The organism is Paraciimarium castrense LEGE 11436 (assembly GCF_056633055.1).
On record NZ_JBSJOW010000001.1, the window covers coordinates 318,402 to 334,965 of the forward strand.

The window sequence follows — 16,564 nt, forward strand, 5'->3', positions numbered from 1 at the left end:
GCCTGAGCAAGTTTCCGTCGTTTCCCCTCGCCGATGCTCGCCACCTTTGATGTCGTGACCCTGTCGCGACTGCAGTTCGCCCTGACGGCGATCTTTCACATGCTCTGGCCCGTGTTGTCCACCGGCATGGCCATCTTTCTGGTGGTGCTCGAAGCCATCTGGCTGCGCACCGGCAATCCCCTCTATTACCGCCAGGCCCGTTTCTGGGCCAAGCTCTACGTGCTCAATTTCGGCATCGGCGTGGCCTCCGGGCTACCGATGGAGTTCCAGTTCGGCACCAACTGGGCACCGCTTTCGGAGTTCGCCGGCGATTTCTTCGGTGCGGTGCTCGGCTTTGAGGGGGCGATGGCCTTCATGCTTGAGGCCGGGTTCCTCGGGATCATGTTATTCGGCTGGCACAAGGTGCCGCCGGTGATCCACTTCCTCTCCACTGTGATGGTGGCCTTCGGTGCCAACCTCTCGGTGTTCTGGATCCTCAGCGCCAACTCCTGGCTGCAGACCCCCGCCGGTGGCACGTTTACGGATGGACACTTCCAGGTGCAGAACTATTTCGCCGCCATCAACAACCCCTTCATGGTCAAGAGTGTGATCCACATGGCCCTGGCCACAGTTGAAACCTCGATGCTGGTGGTGGCGGCGATCAGTGCCTGGTCGCTGCTGCGCAGGAAGGCGCCGGAGTTCTTCCTGTTCTCCTTCAAGCTGGCGCTGGTGATTCTGCTGGTGGTGGCGCCGATGCAGATCCTGGCCGGCCATGAGAGCGCCGTGCAGGTGGCCGAGCATCAACCCACCAAGCTGGCGGCGATCGAAGCCCTCTGGGACGACCAGGCCGCCGGCAGCTCCCCCGCCTGGAGCGTGCTGGCCGCTCCCGATGAGGCCAGCGGCAGCAACCGCTGGAGCCTGGAAGTGCCGGGAGCCTTCAGTTGGATCCTGGAGACGCGACCACGGCTCAGCCAGCCCGTGCGCGGGCTCAACAGCTGGCCCGCCGACCAGCGCCCCCGCATGGTGGGCCTGCTCTTCTATGCCTTCCGGCTGATGGTGGCGATCGGCCTGGCGGCGGCAGCCCTGATGGCCCTCAGTCTGCTGCTGTGGTGGCGCGGTGGGCTCAACGCCGGCAGCTTTGAGCGCTGGCGCTGGTTCAGCTGGGCCTGGATCCTCTCGGCTCCCGCCGGCTACCTGGCCATCGAAGCGGGCTGGGTGGTGCGCTGCGTTGGCCGTCAGCCCTGGACCGTCTACGGGCAGCTGCGCACCGCCGATGCCGCTTCCGTGCTGCCGGTGGGCGAGGTGATCACCAGCCTGAGCACCTTCGCGGTGCTCTACAGCGTGCTGCTGGTGCTTGCGCTCTATTTCGGCTCCCGGATCATCGCCAAGGGGCCGGATCTCACGCTGGAGCCGCCCCATGGCCCCGGGGCCGACGCGGCCAGCCTCCCCACCCCGAGCGCCTGAGCATGGACTTTCTCGATGTGTTCATGCCCACGGTCTGGTTCGTGATCCTGGCGCTGTTCCTGCTGCTCTATGTGATTCTCGATGGCTTTGATCTGGGGGTTGGCATCCTCTCGCTCACCTCCCCTGGAGAAGAGCAGCGCACGATCCTGATGACCAGCCTCGGGAATGTGTGGGACGCCAACGAAACCTGGCTGGTGCTGATGGGCGGCGCCCTGTTCGGTGCCTTTCCACTGGCCTACGGCACCATCCTCAAGGCGCTCTACGCACCCATCTATCTCATGATCCTGGGGTTGATCCTGCGGGCGGTGGCCTTCGAATTCCGTGAGAACGCCGTCAACAAACGCCCCTGGAACCTGATGTTCGGGATCGGCAGTGTGCTGGCCGCCGCCTCCCAGGGCGTCTGCCTGGGCACGGTGCTGTCCGGCATCCCCACCGATGCCGCCGGCCACTTCACGGGCTCCGTGTGGATCTGGGTGAACCCCAGCAGCCTGCTGGTGGCGCTCACGCTCATCCAGGGCTATGTGCTGATCGGCTCCACCTACCTGATCATCAAAACCAGTGGCGAGCTGCAACGGTTGCACGTGCGCACCGCTCGCCTGGCGGCTGCAACCACGCTGCTGGGGGCTCTGGCGATCACATTGACGGCTCCGTTCGCCTCGGAAACCCTGCGTCAGCGTCTGTTTGATCCGGCCTTCCTGCCGTTCTTCGTGGTGCTGCCACTGCTGGGCGTGGCCCTGATCGTGCAGCTGTTCCGCAGCCTGGATTTGCAGCAGGAGGTGTGGCCATTTGTTTATACCGTGCTGCTCTTCATCCTGAGCTTCGCGGGGCTGGGGGTGATGGTGTTTCCGGCGGTGATTCCTCCATCGGTCACGATCTTTCAAGCCTCAGCATCGGTAACATCGCAGGTGTTCATGCTCACCTTTATCGGTGTACTGATACCCATCATGCTCTTCTACAACATCTACAACTACATCGCCTTCCGCGGCAAGGTTTCCACTGAATGAGCATCACCCTTCCCCGAGAGGGAAGCTGGCTGGCCCCCTGCGGGCGCTCTGACCTCCGGTTGGTATCGCCACGCCGCCTTCCGGTACCCAGCTGGCTGATCAACAGCCCGACCACCTCTGAACCATGGTGGGTGCAACATTGTGGGTGCCGGAAAGCGTTGCGCTGATCCCGCCTGTGTCAGGGACTGATGCGACCCACCGCCCTCCTGGCCTGGTTGAGGATGTTGCCCTCCAGGGGTACATAGCCGAGGCTGGCAGCCTGGTTCTGAGCCGCCGGGCTGAGCAGGTGGTTCATCGCCGTGCGGATCGAGTTGGTTTTGGCGCCGTTACCGCGCTGGTAGGCCAGGATCCAGGTGAGAGTGGAGATGGGGTAGCTGTTGGCGCCGGCGGGGTTGGGATTCTCGCCGGCGAGGTTGCCATCCAGCTTGATGTTGTTCAGCGCCGCTGCGCCGCTGGCACGGGTGGGCATCACGAACTTGCCGGCCCGGTTCTGCAGCGCCGCTGATTTCAGGTTGCCCCTCACAAAGGCCTGGTTCACATAGCCGATGCTGCCCGGGGTGTTGGTGAGCACGCCGGCTACGCCCTCATTGCCCTTGCCGCCCAGACCCACGGGCCACTTCACCGCCTTGCCCTCTCCCACCTTGCTCTTCCACTCCGGCGAGAAGGCGCTGAGGGAATTGGTGAAGGCGAAGGTGGTGCCGGAGCCGTCGGAGCGATGCACCACGGTGATCTTGCCGCGGCCGCACTTGAGTTGCTCCCAGGTGGTGATCTTGCCCAGGAACACATCCACCAACTGCTTCTGGCTGAGGTTCAGCTTGGCACAGTCACCCTTGTTGTAGGCCACGGCGATGGTGCCGCCCACGGCGGGGAACTGCACCACACCCCGGCTCACCTTGGAGGATTCGGAAGATTTGATCGGCTCATCGGTGGCGCCGAAATCCACACTGCCGGCCACGAACTGCCGCACCCCGGCGCCGGAGCCCACCGACTGATAGTTGACACGTACCTTGCTGGCCACACCCGCGAAGGCGCGCTGATAGAAGGGCGCCGGGAAGCTGGCGCCGGCACCGCTGATGGTGGCCTGGGCCAGGGAGGGGTTGGTGATGGCGGTTGCTGCCGTGAGGCTGACGGCCGTGGCGCCGATGGCGATGAAGGCCTTCTTGGCGAAGGTCATGGATGGGGAGTGGAAGTCCTCCCCTTGATAAACGCGCGAAATGGCGAGTTCCTTATCGCCTGATTAACGACTGGTCAAGACTTGGGGGTATGCCGAGATTCAGGGCTTCGAGGCGCTGGTGCTGCGCGAACACCTGGGCCGGGGAGCCCTCCAGCGCCAGCCGGCCCCGCTCGATCACGAACAGCCAGTCGGCCCAGCCGTTGAGAAACTCCATGTCGTGGCTGGCCACCAGGATCGTGGTGCCGCTGGCATGGATGCGCTGCAACTGGCGCAGCAGGGCGCGGCCATGGCCCGGGCTCAGATAGGCGGTGGGCTCATCGAGCAGCAGCAGCTCGGGTTCGAGCACCATCACATCGGCCAGGGAGAGGGTTTTTTTCTGGCCCATGCTGAGCATGTGGGTAGGACGCTCCAGCAAGGCCTCCAGCCCGAAGTTCTGCACCGCTTGTTGCATCCGGCGGCGGATCTCAGCCTCCTCCAGGCCCAGATTCACCAGGCCGAAGGAGAGGTCCTCCTCCACCGTGGTGGCCACCAGCTGGTGTTCTGGATTCTGAAACACCAGCCCCACCTGCTGGCGCAGGCGGCGCAGGGACCGGCGGTCGTAGCGGATCGGCTGATCCCTCCAGTGGAGCCGGCCCGTCTGGGGCCTGAGCAGGCCATTGGCCAGCAGGAACAGGGTGGTTTTACCGCAGCCGTTGTCGCCGATCAGGCCGCAGCGCGAGCCTTGGGGCACCTCCAGGCTGAGGCCATCAATGGCTTGCTCCATCGCGCAGGGGTAGCGGAATCCCACGGCCTCGAACCGCAGCAGGGATCCGGCTGGCTTGCTGCCGCCGCCCGGGTGGCGCCATGGGCTCAACGCCCCAGCCCCAGGGAGAGGGCGCCGAGCAGGGCACAACCGGCAATGGCTTCTCCCTGGTAGCGCGGCGAGCTCCGGTGACGCTCTCCCCCCACCACCCGCAGGTCGCCGTTGAAGCCCCGGGCGGCGAGGCCCATGGCCAGACCCCGGTAGGTGGCAAGGGAGCGATGCAACAGTTGGGCCACCAGAACGCCCAGGCCCTGCAGCCGTTGCCTCCAGCCGCGCAGCCCGGCCCTGGCCTGCTGGGCCACCCACAGCTCGCTGGCCATGGCCATCAGGCTGAAGATGAATCCGTAGGTGAGCACCAGCAGCTCCAGCAGCAGGGGCGGCAGTCGCAGGCGCCGCAGCACGGCGATCAGCTCACTGAAGGGCGTGGTGAGCAGCGCGAACATCAGGCAGCTGCTGGCGGCCAGCGAGCGGCTGATCAGCAGCGCGGCCTGCCCCACCCCCTGCTGGCTCACGGACACCATCCAGCCGCCCAGGGGCCAGGCCAGCTCCCGCCACACGTCCCCGCGAGCGGTGGCGGTGAAGGCGTCGAGCGGCACCGCCTGCAGCAGCAGGGCCGGCAGGCTGGCGATGGCGAACCCCAGCGGCAACAGCAGCAGCGGCAGGTACAGCCGCGCCGGGATCGCGGCGTACACCACGATCCACACCGTCAGCCAGAGGCTGATCAGGCCCTGGACCAGTGGAGGTGCCACCAGCCCCAGCAGCAGCAGCACCGCCGCAAAGGCCAGCTTCTGGCCAGGGGGCAACCAGCGCAGCCGGTTGCCGTAGGCCAGGGCGTCAATCCGGTGACTCATCGCCCCTGTTCAGAGCGCGTCCCTTGTAGAGCCCGATCACGTAGCCGATCACGCCGGCGCCCAGGGCCGCCTGGCTGGCGAACAGCAGGCTTTCCACCTCGCTGCTGGGCAACGCCACCACGGCGTTGAACCAGGGCCTGTAGCTGGGCTGGATCTCGCTGATGGCGTCCATGCCCTGGCCGTCGGCGCCGGAGAATTCGCCGCGCACGACCAGCACGGGCAGGGCGCTCAGTGCCACCACGGCGAGCACCAGCAGCCAGTTGCCCTGAGGGCGTTGTTTTCCAGAACGGGTCATGGGGTCAGCTCTCCTGGTGGAGCAGGCGGAGGGTCTTGAGCTCGGGCTGGCCATAGGACTGCAACCAGTTCCACACCAGCACGGTGAGCAGGCCTTCGGTGATCGCCAGGGGAATCTGGGTGATCGCGAAGATGCTGCCGAATTTCAGGAATGAGGCCATCACCCCACCGCTGGCGGCGGGGAAGGCGATCGCCAGCTGGCCAGCGGTGACCACGTAGGTGGCCAGGTCGGCGAGGGCGGCGGCGGCGAACACCGCCAGGCGCCTGTGGCCGCTGCTGCTGAAGAGCTGAAAGGCGCCCCAGGCCACGAATGGCCCCACGATCGCCATCGAGAAGATGTTGGCGCCCAGGGTGGTGAGCCCGCCGTGGGCCAGCAGCAGCGCCTGGAACAGCAGCACGATGCTGCCGATCACGGTCATCACCGTGGGGCCGAACAGAATCGCGCCCAGGCCGGTGCCGGTGGGGTGGGAGCAGCTGCCGGTGACGGAGGGAATCTTCAGGGCCGAGAGCACGAAGGTGAAGGCGCCGGCCAGGGCCAGCAGCAGCTTCAGCTCCGGGTGGCTGCGGCTGATGCGCGTCAGCGACCGCAGCCCCACCGCCAGGAAGGGCAGCGAGATCAGCCACCAGGCCACGGCCCACTGCAGCGGCAGGAAGCCCTCGGCGATGTGCATCGCCTGCGCCGGGGCAGGCGTTAATAGAACAAGGCAGAAACTGAGCGCAGCCATCAACGACAGGCTGGCCAGCTTTGCTGGCATGGTCTTCACTCTGTACCTCGCAGGTAAGACAGTTGAGTTGTGAAGAACGGCAGGTGTTCTGACTGATCAGGGTCCTGGGACCCTGAAACACAGTTGCGGGACAGCGGCCGATTTCAACGGCACTTTCCCTGTTGCCTCCGGCGGCTGAACCCCGCCGGAACCGTTCTGAATCTGAGCATACCCATGGCTGCTCAGCTCTTTCTCGCCCCGCTTCAGGTTTCGTTTCCAGTTCTGGCTCCAGCGCTGTGTCCGGCTCCGATTTCAGGGAGGCCGGCGTGCTCAGTAACCTGGGTGTGCTCCGTGTTCCCCCCGCGTCCATGGACTTTTTCGAAGTGCTCTGGCACGGCGAGGGCATCGGTGATGGTGGCGATCTGGAGGAGGCCCTGATGGCCTATGCCCTGGTGAAGCCCGACGACGGCGACTGGGCCGCCGCCTGCAGCGCCCCCGGCGCCGATCCCTGCATCCGTCGCTACGCCTCCTTTGACGCCTTCCTCGACAACGCCGATGAGCTGGAGACGATTCCGGTCACGGCGGCGATGATCGAGGCCTGCCTGGCGCAGCTGCCCTGAGTTCCGCCCCACGACGAGCCCGGCCGCAGCGCCGATCCCGCCTGTCACTGCGCCAGCACCCGTGGGATCGCCTCCAGCCGCGTGGTGGCGGCCCGGGAGAGCCTGTCGCGCCGCATCGCCCAGGGCGGTTGCAGTCCGCAGGCGGCCCACTGCACGGTGCCGCGCCCGTAGCGGCGGTTGAGCCGGTCCACGGCGGCCATCAGGGCAGCGCGGCGCTGCTGCTGCTCCGGCGGCAGCGGTTGCAGCAGGTGGTGTTGCAGCAGCTCCTCGCCCTGCAGCTGCAGCAGCAGCACGCCGGCCTTCTGCAGCGGGTGCTGGGGGCGGAACAGGGCCTCGGCCAGGGGCAGGGCCGCCGCCAGCAGCACGGCGGTGTCCTGGCTGGGCAGCGCCAGGGTGAGGGTGGCGCTGTTGCTGTAGAAGCTGGTGCCGTTGAACGGGTTGCTGCGCACGAACACGCTCAGGGCCCCGGCCCGCTGCCGTTGGCGGCGCAGCTTCTCGGCCGCCCGCACCGTGTAGGTGGCCACCGCCTGGCGCAGCTCCGCGGCCGTGCGCACCGGCTGGCTGAAGCTGCGGCTCACGCAGGTTTCCTGCTTCGGCGCTGGCACCAGGGTGAGCGGCAGGCAGCGGTGGCCCCGCAGTTCCTGCTGCAGCCGCAGGCCCACCACGCCGCACTTCTGGCGCAGCTCACCGCTCGGCATGTCGCGCAGGGCGAGGGCATGGGCGACGCCCCGCAGCCGGCACCAGCGGGCCAGGCGCCGGCCGATGCCCCACACGTCTTCGATCGCCACCTGCTGCAGCCAGGCGGAGGGGTCGCTGCAGGCCCCCAGGTCGAACACATGGCCATGGGTCGGCTGCCCCTTGGCGAGGCGGTTGGCCAGCTTGGCCAGCACCTTGGTGGGGGCGAGGCCCACCGCCACCGGCAGCCCCAGCTCCCGCTGCACCGCCCGCCGCAGCTCCAGCCCCCAGGCGGTGAGATCGCTGCCCGGCGGCCGGGGCAGCAGGCCGAAGGCCTCGTCGATCGAGTAGATCTCCAGCTCCTCCACCCAGCGCTCCAGGGTGGCCATCAGCCGCTGGCTCATGTCGGCGTAGAGGGCGTAGTTGGAGCTGCGCACCACCACGCCGAGGCGCTCCAGCTGGCGCTGCACCTGGAAGTAGGGCTGGCCCATGGCGATGCCGAGCCGCCGGGCCTCGGCACTGCGCGACACGATGCAGCCGTCGTTGTTGGAGAGCACCACCAGGGGCCGGCCCAGCAGGGCGGGCTCCAGCACCGCCTCGCAGGAGGCATAGAAGTTGTTGCCATCGATCAGGGCGATGGCCGTGCTGGTCGGCATGGCCCCCTCAGCAGCGGCGGATCACATGGGTGGCCACCCCCCAGATGCGGGCGTCGGGATGCGGGTGCAGCGGCAGGGCCGGGTAGGCGGGATGGGCCGCCTCCAGCCACTGCCGGGTTCCGCGGCCGGCCAGGCGTTTCACGGTGAAGCCGCCATCGAGCAGGGCCACCACCACCAGGCCCGCCCGCGGTTCGAGCTGCCGGTCCACCACCAGCAGGTCGCCGTGCCGGATGCCGGCATCGCGCATCGAGTCGCCGGCCACCCGCAGCAGCAGGGTGGCGCCGGGGTGGGGCACCAGCAGACGCTGCAGGTTGAGGCCTGGCTGGGCGGTGTCCTGGGCGCTGGCCTGGGCGCTGGCGTGTGAGCTGGCCTGGCTGTTGGGGCGGTGCCTGGGGATGTCGGCCACGCCGCGAGGATCGTCGAGCCCCAGAGTAGTACAGGTGTACTGATCTGAATCGGGTGCTGGCTCGGGGCGGTTCCTGCTACGCCTGGGGGCCCTTCCCCAAGTCAGGCCCGGGCCCGGGCCCAGCATCAGGACCGGCATCGGCCCCGGGCGGCCCTGCGGTGAAGCGCTCGTAGAGCAGGGCGCCGCCAGCCAGCCAGAGCAGGCTCCACAGCACGAAGGTGATGGAGGGGCCGAGCTGCCCGCCCTCCAGGCCGTAGACCCCGGCGCGGACCAGAGCGGCATCGAGCAGGGAGCCGCCGATGCCCCAACCCAGCACGAAGCTGAACAGGAAGCCGATGGCCTGGAGATTGGTGGTCATGGCGGCGGAGCCGGGGCGCGGTTCTCCATACCATGGGCCCAACACCGCAGCCGATCAACGGTGGCCACAGGGATGGGCGCAACCACGCTGAGGCTGGGCACGGCGGGGGCGGGGCTGCTGCTGGTGCTGTTCCTGCTGGTGCATCTGGCCGGCGTGCTGCCGGCGGTGCTGGCCCCCGAGCGCTTTGAGGCCTATGCGGCCGGTCTGCATCGCGCCGCCTGGCTGCTCCTGGTGGAGCTGGCCCTGCTGGCTGCGGTGCTGCTGCATCTGGGCCTGGGGCTGGCCAAGGTGATCGCCAACCGTCGCGCCGGCAACAGCGCCGGCCTCAGCAGCCGTCGCGGCCAGCCGCTGGCGGCCCTGGCGGCCCGCAGCCAGGCGATCGGCGGCGTGGGGCTGCTGCTCTTTCTGGCGGTGCATCTGGGCCAGCTGCGCTGGCCGCGCCCGCCGCAGGGGGCCGAACGGGCTGTCCTGGAGGCGGTGCTGCGCCAGCCGGCCATGCTGGCCCTCTACCTCGCCGCCGCCGCCGCCGTGGGACTGCATCTGCTGCATGGCTCGGAGGCCGCCCACCGCAGCCTGGGCCTGCTCGATGCCGGCAACGGCCCCCGCATCCGCCTGGCGGGGCGCCTGCTGGCCCTGGTGGTGGCCATCGGCTTCGCGGCGGTATCCGTGGCGCTGGCCCTCGGCCTGGGGCTGCCTCTGCAGCCGGGGCCATGAGCGGACTGCCCGATGCCCAGCTGCCCGGTGGTCCGCTGCCGCAGGCCTGGCAGCACTGCAAGGAGGGGCTGCCCCTGGTGAGCCCGCAGCGCAAGCGGCAGCTGCGGCTGCTGGTGGTGGGCAGCGGCCTGGCCGGCGCCTCGGCGGCGGCCACCCTGGCCGAACAGGGCTACCAGGTGCGGCTGCTCAGCTTCCATGACAGCCCGCGCCGGGCCCATTCAGTGGCGGCCCAGGGGGGCATCAATGCCGCCCGTCCCCGGGCCGCCGATGGCGACAGCATCAGCCGCCTGTTCGCCGACACCGTGCGCGGCGGCGACTTCCGCGCCCGCGAGGCGGGCTGCTGGCGGCTGGCGGAGATCAGCAGCGGCATCATTGATCAGTGCGTGGCCCAGGGCGTGCCCTTCGCCCGGGAGTACGGCGGCAGCCTGGCCACCCGCAACTTCGGCGGGGCCCTGGTGAGCCGCACCTTCTACGCCCGCGGCCAGACGGGCCAGCAGCTGCTCTACGGCGCCTACCAGGCCCTCATGCGCCAGGTGGCCGCCGGCCGGGTGGAGCTGCTCTGCCGCCGCGATGTGCTGGAGATCATCACCGTGGAGGGGGTGGCCCGCGGCGTGGTGGCCCGCCATCTGATCAGCGGTGAGCTGGAGGTGCACACCGCCCAGGCCGTGCTGCTGGCCAGCGGCGGCTACAGCAACGTGTATTTCCTCTCCACCAACGCGCTCAAGTCCAACGCCAGCGCCATCTGGCGGGCACATCGCCAGGGGGCCCTGCTCGCCAACCCCTGCTTCACCCAGATCCACCCCACCTGCATCCCCAGCGGCGACGCCTACCAGAGCAAGCTCACCCTGATGAGCGAGAGCCTGCGCAATGACGGCCGCGTGTGGCTGCCGCTCCAGCCGGCCGATCCGCGCCCGCCGGCCGAGATTCCCGAGCAGGAGCGCGACTACTTCCTGGAGCGTCTCTATCCCGCCTACGGCAACATGGTGCCCCGCGATCTGGCCTCCCGGCGGGCCCGGGAGCTGTGCCAGGCCGGCCATGGCGTGGGGCCCGGCGGCCGCTCGGTGTACCTCGATCTGCGCGATGCGATCAGCAGCCAGGGCGCCAGCACGATCGAGAGCCGCTACGGCAATCTGCTGCAGATGTATGAGCGGATCACTGGCGAGGATCCCTACACCACGCCGCTGCGCATCTACCCGGCGCCCCACTACACGATGGGCGGCCTGTGGGTGGACTACCGGCTGATGAGTTCGATTCCGGGGCTGTTCGTGCTGGGTGAGGCCAACTTCTCCGAGCACGGCGCCAACCGGCTCGGGGCCAGCGCCCTGATGCAGGGCCTGGCCGATGGCTACTTCATCGCGCCGCTCACGGTGACGGCCTGGCTGGCGGGCCATGCCACCCCTGCCATCGCGGCAGACCACCCGGCATGCCGCGAGGCCCGCGCCCGGGCCGCTGGCCGCATCGCCGCCCTGCTGCAGGTGGCGGGCCCACGGCCCGTGGATGCCTTCCACCGGGAGCTGGGGGCGGTGATGATCGAGCGCTGCGGCATCAGCCGCGACGCCGCCGGCCTCAGGGCCGGGCTGGCGGAGGTGGCGGCGCTGGAGCAGCGCTTCCATGCCGAGGTGCGGCTGCCGGGCACGGCGGCGGGGCCCAATCCGGAGTTGGAGAAGGCGCTGCGGCTGGAGGATTTCTTCGGCCTGGCCCAGTTGATGCTGCGTGATGCCCTGGCCCGCGAGGAGTCGTGCGGGGCCCACTTCCGCGAGGAGCACCAGACCGCCGACGGCGAGGCCAGGCGTGATGACAGCCGCTTCGCCCACATCGCCGCCTGGGAGCACCGGGGCGGCGCCGACCACGTTCGCCATGCTGAACCCCTGTACTTCTCCAGCCTCGAGCCCAGTGCCCGCAGCTACCGCTGAGCCCCACCCATGAGCAGCCGCACCCTCTGCCTGCATCTGCGCATCTGGCGCCAGGAGTCGCCCCAGGCTCCTGGCGGCTTCTGCGACTACACCCTGGAGGCGGTGTCGGCCGACGTGTCGCTGCTGGAGGCGCTGGATCAGCTCAATGAGCAGCTGATCACAGCGGGCGAGCGGCCGGTGTCGATGGAGCACGACTGCCGCGAAGGCATCTGCGGCAGCTGCGGCTTCCTGGTGAACGGCCAGGCCCATGGCCCCCGCGCCGCCACCAGCGTCTGCCAGCTCTACCTGCGCCAGTTCAGCAGTGGTGAGCGGCTCACCCTCGAGCCCTGGCGTGCGGCGGCCTTCCCCCTGGTGCAGGACCTGGCCGTGGATCGCTCCGCCCTCGACCGCCTGATCGCCGCTGGTGGCTACTGCTCGGTGAACACCGGCCAGGCGGCGGATGGCAACGCCATGCTGGTGGGGGCCGAACAGGCCCGATCCGCCTTCGACACCGCCACCTGCATCGGCTGTGGCGCCTGCGTGGCCAGCTGCCGCAATGCCTCCGCCAGCCTGTTCGTGGCCGCCAAGCTGGCCCACCTGGGCCAGCTGCCCCAGGGCCAGCCAGAGCGCGCCCAGCGGGCGCGGGCGATGCAGCAGCAGATGGATCAGGAGGGTTTCGGCAGCTGCAGCAGCCATCTGGAATGCGAGGCCGTGTGCCCCCAGGAGATCTCCGCCGACTGGATCAGCTGGATGCACCGCGAGGCGCGCCGAAGCGCCGGATGAAGGCAGCCAGGGCCATCGGCCCGCAGCGCCGCTGCCAGCCCACCTCACCGGGATACTGCCGCCAGCAGGAGAGGTGCACCCCGCTGGGACGCAGGCAGAGGAGGTAGCGGTAACCCGCCTGACGGCAGGCGGGATGGGCCTCCGCGGCAGCGATTGCCGGCAGGGGAGCAAAGATCTCGGCCAGTTCCGCCGCGCTGGCCGCCGGCTGGCCCGTGGCCTGCAGCGGCGCCGCCAGCAGGCCGGCGATCCGCTGGGGGAAGCCATCCCCGGCCAGCCACCAGTGGCGCTGGGCGGCACTGCGCAGATCCACCAGGGAGATCAGCGCTCCGCCGGACCCTCGGGGGCAAGAGCCGGGGGCAGACGGAAGGGCGCTGGGCGGAGCAGCAGGTGAAGGGGCTGTCGGTGCGACGGCCTGGCGAAGGGGCACGGCGGAGCAGAAGCGATCTCCTGTTCAGTGCCCCGGGCGTCTCAACCGGGTTCAGAGCGCCACGGACGGCTGGCAGAACAGCACGATCAGCCAGATGGCCCCCACGATGGGGATCAGGCTGAGCAACAGCCAGGGCCAGGGCTTGCCGATGTCCCGCAGGCGCCGCACACAGATCGGAATCCCCGGCACCAGGCTGGCGATGGCATAGACCCAGTAGAGCTTCTCGGAGACAACCTGGAGGACGATGCCCACAATCAGGTTGGCCAGCACAAACCACCAGTAGTCACCCCGATTGGAGCGACCGCTGTAGTCGAAGGAGCGACTCCAGGCTGAGGTGAAAGCTTCGATCAGGCGCATGGTGACAGCGGAACGCCGCCACTACTTACACGGAACAGGCCACAGTGGCCATGTGCTGCATCAGATCGATGCACTTGCAGCTGTAGCCCCACTCGTTGTCGTACCAGGCCACCAGCTTCACGAAGGTGTCGGTGAGGGCGATGCCGGCGCCGGCATCAAACACCGAGGTGCAGCTCTCACCGAGGAAGTCCGTGGACACCACGGCGTCTTCCGTGTAGCCCAGGATGCCGGCCATCGGCCCTTCGCTGGCGGCCTTCATCGCCGCCTTGATCTGGTCGTAGCTGGCCGGACGGGCCAGGTTCACGGTGAGGTCCACCACCGACACATCGGGGGTGGGCACGCGGAAGGCCATGCCCGTGAGCTTGCCATTGAGCGCCGGGATCACCCGGCCCACGGCCTTGGCCGCACCGGTGGAGCTGGGGATGATGTTCTGGCCCGCGCCACGGCCACCGCGCCAGTCCTTGGCCGAGGGGCCGTCCACGGTCTTCTGGGTGGCGGTGGTGGCATGCACGGTGGTCATCAGCCCGCTCTCGATGCCGAAGCTGTCGTGCAGCACCTTGGCCATCGGTGCCAGGCAGTTGGTGGTGCAGCTGGCGTTGGACACGATCGCCTCGCCGGCGTAGCTGCTGTGGTTCACGCCCATCACGAACATCGGCGTGGCGTCCTTGGAGGGGGCGCTCATCACCACGCGCTGGGCGCCGGCCTCCAGGTGGGCCCGGGCGCTGGCCTCGGTGAGGAAGAAGCCGGTGCTCTCGAGCACGTAGTCGGCCCCGATCTCGCCCCAGCGCAGGTTGGCGGGATCCCGCTCGGAGCTCACCCGGATCGCCTGGCCATTCACGATCAGCTTGTCCCCCTCGACACTCACCTCGCCGGCAAAGCGGCCATGGGTGGAGTCGTGGCGGAGCATGTAAACCAGGTAGTCGAGGTCGATCAGATCGTTGATGCCCACCACTTCCACGCTGCCGAGGCTCACGGCGCGGCGGAAGGCCAGGCGTCCGATGCGTCCGAAGCCGTTGATGCCGATGCGGAGGGTCATGGGTGACGGCGCAGCAGAAGGGAGCTCAGGATCCTGAGCCTACGGAGTGAGCGGGCCGGGGCTGAACACCGCGCTCGGGCAGAGGCTGCTGCGGCCATCGGCGAAGGCCATGCCGATGCGCACGTTGCGATGGGCGGTGGCGCCGTCAGCAGGCTCGGTGAGCACGCCCATCAGCTGTTCGCTGTAGCGCTGCCGCTGCGTCGCGGTGATCAGGCCATCGCGTTCGAGGGCGCAGAGGGTGCGCATCGCCCCGTTGCCCTTGCCGAACATCAGCATGAACGACTCCTTCTGCGTGGCTCCGGTGCCCTCGGAGGGCGCCTGGGCAGCGGCTGGAGTGCCAGCGAGCACAGCGATCGCCACGGCGATGAGCCTCACCAAGGCGGGAGCATCTGCTCTGGCAGGGGCCTGGAGGCGCTTGTGAATCAAGGAAGGGCTTCGTCGTCTTCCAGCAGCAGTTGCTGGAAGGCCGTGTAGAGCTCCTGATGTTCGCCGATCAGCCGGGGGTCGGGGCGGCCCAGACCCTTGCCGTTGCTGCTGCCGTTGCCTTTGCCGGGGCGCGACGGACCCCGATTCGGCGCCGCCATGGCCGTTGAGCCAGGCGATGCCGCTGGCGCCGGCTGACGCTTCAGGCGTGCGGCCTCCAGCGTCCGCAGCCGATCCAGCAGGTGCGGCGGCACCGTGCCATCGGCGCTGGCCTGCATCAGCTCAGCGAAGAGCGTCTCCGGATTGGTCTCCGTTTCCAGCTTGTGGCGGGGCTGGTCGGCCCTGGGTCTGCGGGCCGCGGGGGGCTCGGGGACGGGCAGGGGCTTGGGCAGCGAACGGCCCAGCTGACGCAGGCGCTCCAGGCTTTGGGCGTCGAAACTCATGGCACAGGTGAGGCGGATCGGGGTCGGCGCTCAGCCGCAGTTGAGGCTGTCGCGGGTGTCGCGCCCGGTGATCGGATTGGTGCCCCGGGCCGCCGCGCAGAGCACCTTGAGGGCATCGCCGCGCAGGGGCACATTGGTGAAGTCGGCGCCGTCAATGATCACGTCCGTGAACTTGGCGTTGAAGGCGAAGGCATCCTCCAGCACGGCGTTGGTGAGATCGGTGCCGTTGAACACCGCTGAATCGAGGGTGGCCTCGCGCAGGTTGGTGTTGCTCATGTCGGCATCCTGCAATTTGGCGCCATAGAGGCTCGCCCCCTGCAGATCGGAGCCCGAGAGGTCGGCGTCGCGCAGGTTGGTGAGGTTGAAGGTGCCGCCGCGCAGGTCCTGGCCGTGATAGTCGGCACCGATCAACACCTGCTTGGCCACATCCACCGCAGCGAAGGCCGTTGCCGGACTCCACAGGATCAAAGCCAGCACCAGGCTGAGCCACACCCCGCCACGCCGGGGCCACCAGCCGGACCGGCCAGGTGCGACGGCAGAGATCAGGCTCTCAGGAGTGGGGGGCACGGCCATCGGGCTGATGCGGCCGCTGGCCGCTGGATCGGACAGCTCATGCTGATGCACGGCATCGGCTCCTGTGGCACCGGCTTGGCCAGCGGCTGTGGCAATGCTGCCGGGCAGGATCGGGCGCCGGCGGCCGGCGCCCCCAGCGGAGCGGGGAATGGCGGCGCGATCGACCCTGCAGCGGCGGGGAGACTGGGCCGAACAGCGGGCCCTGCGCCTGCTGGGCTCCCGCGGCTGGACCCTGCACTCGCGGCAGTGGCGCTGCCGCTGGGGCGAGCTCGACCTGGTGCTCAGCAAGCCGCAGCGGCTGCTGCTGGTGGAGGTGAAGGCCCGCTCCCGCTGTGGCCCCGACGGCTGGGGCCAGGCGTCCCTGGGGCCCCGCAAGCGGCTCAGGCTGCAGCGGGCCTGGAGCTGCTGGCTGGAGGCCCACCCCGCCTGGGCCGACTGCCCCGTGGAACTGGTCTATGCCCTGGTGGCGCTGCCCCCCTCGCGCCGGACGGTGCGCTGGATTCACGTGAGCTTCTGAACGGGCGCCGCAGGCCGGGCCCCCTGTTCAGGGTGTGGCCTCCTGGGCGCCATCGCCGCTCGGCGAGGGGGCCGCAGGGTCGAACCACACCGTGCAGCGATAGCGGATGTTGCCGATTCCCACCTCAATCTCCTCACAGCGCTCCCGGGTCACGGTGGCTCCGGCCGGCATCTGTTCGCGGGCCCGCTGCAGCGCGTTGTCCCGGTCCCACACCGAGGAGGCGGTGGCACTGCCGGCCAGGGCTGGCGCGGCCCCTGCCAGAGCGGTGGCCACCGCAGCGGCCAGGGCAGCGGCCAGGGCGCAGACCGGAGCCAGGGGGGGAGAAGTGTGGGCCATGGCGCCAGCAGAAGGGCTACACCCTTACTAGCGGCGCTGGCGCCGGCGGACAGGCAGGCTGAGGTCCGTGCCCGCC

22 protein-coding genes and 1 riboswitch are annotated in these 16,564 nt (G+C 69.1%); of the genes, 7 read left to right on the forward strand and 15 right to left on the reverse strand.

The window, feature by feature from the left end:
- Window positions 1-33: 33 nt before the first annotated feature.
- Together ACWJIO_RS01730 and cydB are read left to right on the forward strand one after the other, a co-directional pair.
- A complete protein-coding gene (locus tag ACWJIO_RS01730) occupies window positions 34-1,443 on the forward strand; it encodes a cytochrome ubiquinol oxidase subunit I (protein ID WP_480310978.1) in 1,410 nt (469 codons plus the stop codon).
- Window positions 1,444-1,445: 2 nt separating this feature from the next.
- Window positions 1,446-2,447 carry a cytochrome d ubiquinol oxidase subunit II gene (cydB, locus tag ACWJIO_RS01735; RefSeq protein WP_480310979.1) on the forward strand — a complete coding sequence of 334 codons (1,002 nt, stop codon included), beginning with the start codon at window positions 1,446-1,448 and terminating at the stop codon, window positions 2,445-2,447.
- Between the two features lie 178 nt (window positions 2,448-2,625).
- Here the strand turns inward: cydB and pstS are convergent, their stop codons facing one another.
- From pstS to ACWJIO_RS01760, 5 genes are read right to left on the reverse strand one after another with little or no spacing between them, the layout of a single operon-like run.
- Window positions 2,626-3,621 (reverse strand): phosphate ABC transporter substrate-binding protein PstS, encoded by a 996-nt coding sequence (gene pstS / locus ACWJIO_RS01740; protein WP_480310980.1) that lies wholly within the window; start codon window positions 3,619-3,621, stop codon window positions 2,626-2,628.
- A gap of 52 nt (window positions 3,622-3,673) precedes the next feature.
- Window positions 3,674-4,474, reverse strand: coding sequence for an energy-coupling factor ABC transporter ATP-binding protein (locus tag ACWJIO_RS01745; protein ID WP_480310981.1), 801 nt, complete (start codon window positions 4,472-4,474; stop codon window positions 3,674-3,676).
- Window positions 4,471-5,274: a cobalt ECF transporter T component CbiQ gene (gene cbiQ / locus ACWJIO_RS01750; protein WP_480310982.1), complete on the reverse strand. Its 804-nt coding sequence runs from the start codon at window positions 5,272-5,274 to the stop codon at window positions 4,471-4,473. Before cbiQ ends, ACWJIO_RS01745 begins: the two co-directional genes overlap by 4 nt.
- Window positions 5,258-5,569: an energy-coupling factor ABC transporter substrate-binding protein gene (locus ACWJIO_RS01755; RefSeq protein ID WP_480310983.1), complete on the reverse strand. Its 312-nt coding sequence runs from the start codon at window positions 5,567-5,569 to the stop codon at window positions 5,258-5,260. The genes cbiQ and ACWJIO_RS01755 overlap by 17 nt, the downstream gene beginning before the upstream one ends.
- 4 nt (window positions 5,570-5,573) lie before the next feature.
- On the reverse strand, window positions 5,574-6,293 hold the full coding sequence (locus ACWJIO_RS01760) for an energy-coupling factor ABC transporter permease (RefSeq protein WP_193913584.1): 720 nt from the start codon (window positions 6,291-6,293) through the stop codon (window positions 5,574-5,576).
- Between the two features lie 61 nt (window positions 6,294-6,354).
- A riboswitch (cobalamin riboswitch) is annotated at window positions 6,355-6,503 on the reverse strand.
- Window positions 6,504-6,640: 137 nt separating this feature from the next.
- Between ACWJIO_RS01760 and ACWJIO_RS01765 the strand changes: the two genes are divergently transcribed.
- Window positions 6,641-6,892, forward strand: coding sequence for a hypothetical protein (locus ACWJIO_RS01765; protein ID WP_480310984.1), 252 nt, complete (start codon window positions 6,641-6,643; stop codon window positions 6,890-6,892).
- A 44-nt stretch (window positions 6,893-6,936) separates the two neighbouring features.
- On the opposite strand, the gene ACWJIO_RS01770 is transcribed toward ACWJIO_RS01765, so the two are convergent.
- The 3 genes from ACWJIO_RS01770 to ACWJIO_RS01780 all read right to left on the reverse strand — a co-directional run bounded on the left by ACWJIO_RS01770 (window position 6,937) and on the right by ACWJIO_RS01780 (window position 8,987).
- The gene (locus ACWJIO_RS01770) at window positions 6,937-8,223 is read right to left on the reverse strand and encodes a Y-family DNA polymerase (protein WP_480310985.1); all 1,287 of its coding nucleotides are present in this window, start codon (window positions 8,221-8,223) and stop codon (window positions 6,937-6,939) included.
- A gap of 7 nt (window positions 8,224-8,230) precedes the next feature.
- Window positions 8,231-8,629: a LexA family protein gene (locus ACWJIO_RS01775; RefSeq protein WP_480310986.1), complete on the reverse strand. Its 399-nt coding sequence runs from the start codon at window positions 8,627-8,629 to the stop codon at window positions 8,231-8,233.
- A gap of 76 nt (window positions 8,630-8,705) precedes the next feature.
- Entirely contained in the window at window positions 8,706-8,987 is a 282-nt protein-coding gene (locus ACWJIO_RS01780; protein WP_480310987.1) for a hypothetical protein, read from the reverse strand.
- 72 nt (window positions 8,988-9,059) lie between these two features.
- On the opposite strand from ACWJIO_RS01780, the gene ACWJIO_RS01785 reads away from it, so the two are divergent.
- The 3 genes from ACWJIO_RS01785 to ACWJIO_RS01795 are packed head-to-tail and all read left to right on the forward strand — an operon-like array spanning window position 9,060 to window position 12,376.
- On the forward strand, window positions 9,060-9,701 hold the full coding sequence (locus tag ACWJIO_RS01785; protein ID WP_480310988.1) for a succinate dehydrogenase/fumarate reductase transmembrane subunit: 642 nt from the start codon (window positions 9,060-9,062) through the stop codon (window positions 9,699-9,701).
- The gene (locus tag ACWJIO_RS01790) at window positions 9,698-11,614 is read left to right on the forward strand and encodes a fumarate reductase/succinate dehydrogenase flavoprotein subunit (RefSeq protein ID WP_480310989.1); all 1,917 of its coding nucleotides are present in this window, start codon (window positions 9,698-9,700) and stop codon (window positions 11,612-11,614) included. The genes ACWJIO_RS01785 and ACWJIO_RS01790 overlap by 4 nt, the downstream gene beginning before the upstream one ends.
- A gap of 9 nt (window positions 11,615-11,623) precedes the next feature.
- Complete coding sequence (locus tag ACWJIO_RS01795; RefSeq protein WP_480310991.1) at window positions 11,624-12,376, forward strand: succinate dehydrogenase/fumarate reductase iron-sulfur subunit; 753 nt, start codon at window positions 11,624-11,626, stop codon at window positions 12,374-12,376.
- Here the strand turns inward: ACWJIO_RS01795 and ACWJIO_RS01800 are convergent.
- From ACWJIO_RS01800 to ACWJIO_RS01825, 6 genes are all read right to left on the reverse strand, one after another.
- A complete protein-coding gene (locus tag ACWJIO_RS01800) occupies window positions 12,336-12,686 on the reverse strand; it encodes a hypothetical protein (protein ID WP_193814426.1) in 351 nt (116 codons plus the stop codon). The two genes, ACWJIO_RS01795 and ACWJIO_RS01800, sit on opposite strands and share 41 nt — an antisense overlap.
- Window positions 12,687-12,854: 168 nt before the next feature.
- On the reverse strand, window positions 12,855-13,160 hold the full coding sequence (locus ACWJIO_RS01805) for a DUF805 domain-containing protein (protein ID WP_193814427.1): 306 nt from the start codon (window positions 13,158-13,160) through the stop codon (window positions 12,855-12,857).
- A 25-nt stretch (window positions 13,161-13,185) separates the two neighbouring features.
- Window positions 13,186-14,196 (reverse strand): type I glyceraldehyde-3-phosphate dehydrogenase, encoded by a 1,011-nt coding sequence (gene gap, locus ACWJIO_RS01810; RefSeq protein ID WP_480310992.1) that lies wholly within the window; start codon window positions 14,194-14,196, stop codon window positions 13,186-13,188.
- 39 nt (window positions 14,197-14,235) lie between these two features.
- A complete protein-coding gene (locus ACWJIO_RS01815) occupies window positions 14,236-14,574 on the reverse strand; it encodes a hypothetical protein (protein WP_480310993.1) in 339 nt (112 codons plus the stop codon).
- 44 nt (window positions 14,575-14,618) lie between these two features.
- Window positions 14,619-15,062, reverse strand: coding sequence for a hypothetical protein (locus ACWJIO_RS01820; RefSeq protein ID WP_480310994.1), 444 nt, complete (start codon window positions 15,060-15,062; stop codon window positions 14,619-14,621).
- A 30-nt stretch (window positions 15,063-15,092) separates the two neighbouring features.
- Entirely contained in the window at window positions 15,093-15,635 is a 543-nt protein-coding gene (locus ACWJIO_RS01825) for a pentapeptide repeat-containing protein (protein ID WP_480310995.1), read from the reverse strand.
- Between the two features lie 148 nt (window positions 15,636-15,783).
- Here ACWJIO_RS01825 and ACWJIO_RS01830 point away from each other — a divergent pair, with 148 nt between their 5' ends.
- The gene (locus ACWJIO_RS01830; RefSeq protein WP_480310996.1) at window positions 15,784-16,152 is read left to right on the forward strand and encodes a YraN family protein; all 369 of its coding nucleotides are present in this window, start codon (window positions 15,784-15,786) and stop codon (window positions 16,150-16,152) included.
- A gap of 27 nt (window positions 16,153-16,179) precedes the next feature.
- Here the strand turns inward: ACWJIO_RS01830 and ACWJIO_RS01835 are convergent, their stop codons facing one another.
- A complete protein-coding gene (locus ACWJIO_RS01835; protein ID WP_480310997.1) occupies window positions 16,180-16,488 on the reverse strand; it encodes a hypothetical protein in 309 nt (102 codons plus the stop codon).
- Window positions 16,489-16,564: the final 76 nt, after the last annotated feature.

What these genes read in the sequence shown, in the direction of transcription:
- ACWJIO_RS01730 (WP_480310978.1), top strand. Translation starts at nt 34, where the DNA reads ATGCTCGCCACCTTTGATGTCGTGACCCTGTCGCGACTGCAGTTCGCC.
- cydB (WP_480310979.1), top strand. Translation starts at nt 1,446, where the DNA reads ATGGACTTTCTCGATGTGTTCATGCCCACGGTCTGGTTCGTGATCCTG.
- pstS (WP_480310980.1), bottom strand. Translation starts at nt 3,621, where the DNA reads ATGACCTTCGCCAAGAAGGCCTTCATCGCCATCGGCGCCACGGCCGTC.
- cbiQ (WP_480310982.1), bottom strand. Translation starts at nt 5,274, where the DNA reads ATGAGTCACCGGATTGACGCCCTGGCCTACGGCAACCGGCTGCGCTGG.
- ACWJIO_RS01755 (WP_480310983.1), bottom strand. Translation starts at nt 5,569, where the DNA reads ATGACCCGTTCTGGAAAACAACGCCCTCAGGGCAACTGGCTGCTGGTG.
- ACWJIO_RS01760 (WP_193913584.1), bottom strand. Translation starts at nt 6,293, where the DNA reads ATGGCTGCGCTCAGTTTCTGCCTTGTTCTATTAACGCCTGCCCCGGCG.
- ACWJIO_RS01765 (WP_480310984.1), top strand. Translation starts at nt 6,641, where the DNA reads ATGGACTTTTTCGAAGTGCTCTGGCACGGCGAGGGCATCGGTGATGGT.
- ACWJIO_RS01770 (WP_480310985.1), bottom strand. Translation starts at nt 8,223, where the DNA reads ATGCCGACCAGCACGGCCATCGCCCTGATCGATGGCAACAACTTCTAT.
- ACWJIO_RS01780 (WP_480310987.1), bottom strand. Translation starts at nt 8,987, where the DNA reads ATGACCACCAATCTCCAGGCCATCGGCTTCCTGTTCAGCTTCGTGCTG.
- ACWJIO_RS01785 (WP_480310988.1), top strand. Translation starts at nt 9,060, where the DNA reads ATGGGCGCAACCACGCTGAGGCTGGGCACGGCGGGGGCGGGGCTGCTG.
- ACWJIO_RS01790 (WP_480310989.1), top strand. Translation starts at nt 9,698, where the DNA reads ATGAGCGGACTGCCCGATGCCCAGCTGCCCGGTGGTCCGCTGCCGCAG.
- ACWJIO_RS01795 (WP_480310991.1), top strand. Translation starts at nt 11,624, where the DNA reads ATGAGCAGCCGCACCCTCTGCCTGCATCTGCGCATCTGGCGCCAGGAG.
- ACWJIO_RS01805 (WP_193814427.1), bottom strand. Translation starts at nt 13,160, where the DNA reads ATGCGCCTGATCGAAGCTTTCACCTCAGCCTGGAGTCGCTCCTTCGAC.
- gap (WP_480310992.1), bottom strand. Translation starts at nt 14,196, where the DNA reads ATGACCCTCCGCATCGGCATCAACGGCTTCGGACGCATCGGACGCCTG.
- ACWJIO_RS01820 (WP_480310994.1), bottom strand. Translation starts at nt 15,062, where the DNA reads ATGAGTTTCGACGCCCAAAGCCTGGAGCGCCTGCGTCAGCTGGGCCGT.
- ACWJIO_RS01825 (WP_480310995.1), bottom strand. Translation starts at nt 15,635, where the DNA reads ATGGCCGTGCCCCCCACTCCTGAGAGCCTGATCTCTGCCGTCGCACCT.
- ACWJIO_RS01830 (WP_480310996.1), top strand. Translation starts at nt 15,784, where the DNA reads ATGGCGGCGCGATCGACCCTGCAGCGGCGGGGAGACTGGGCCGAACAG.
- ACWJIO_RS01835 (WP_480310997.1), bottom strand. Translation starts at nt 16,488, where the DNA reads ATGGCCCACACTTCTCCCCCCCTGGCTCCGGTCTGCGCCCTGGCCGCT.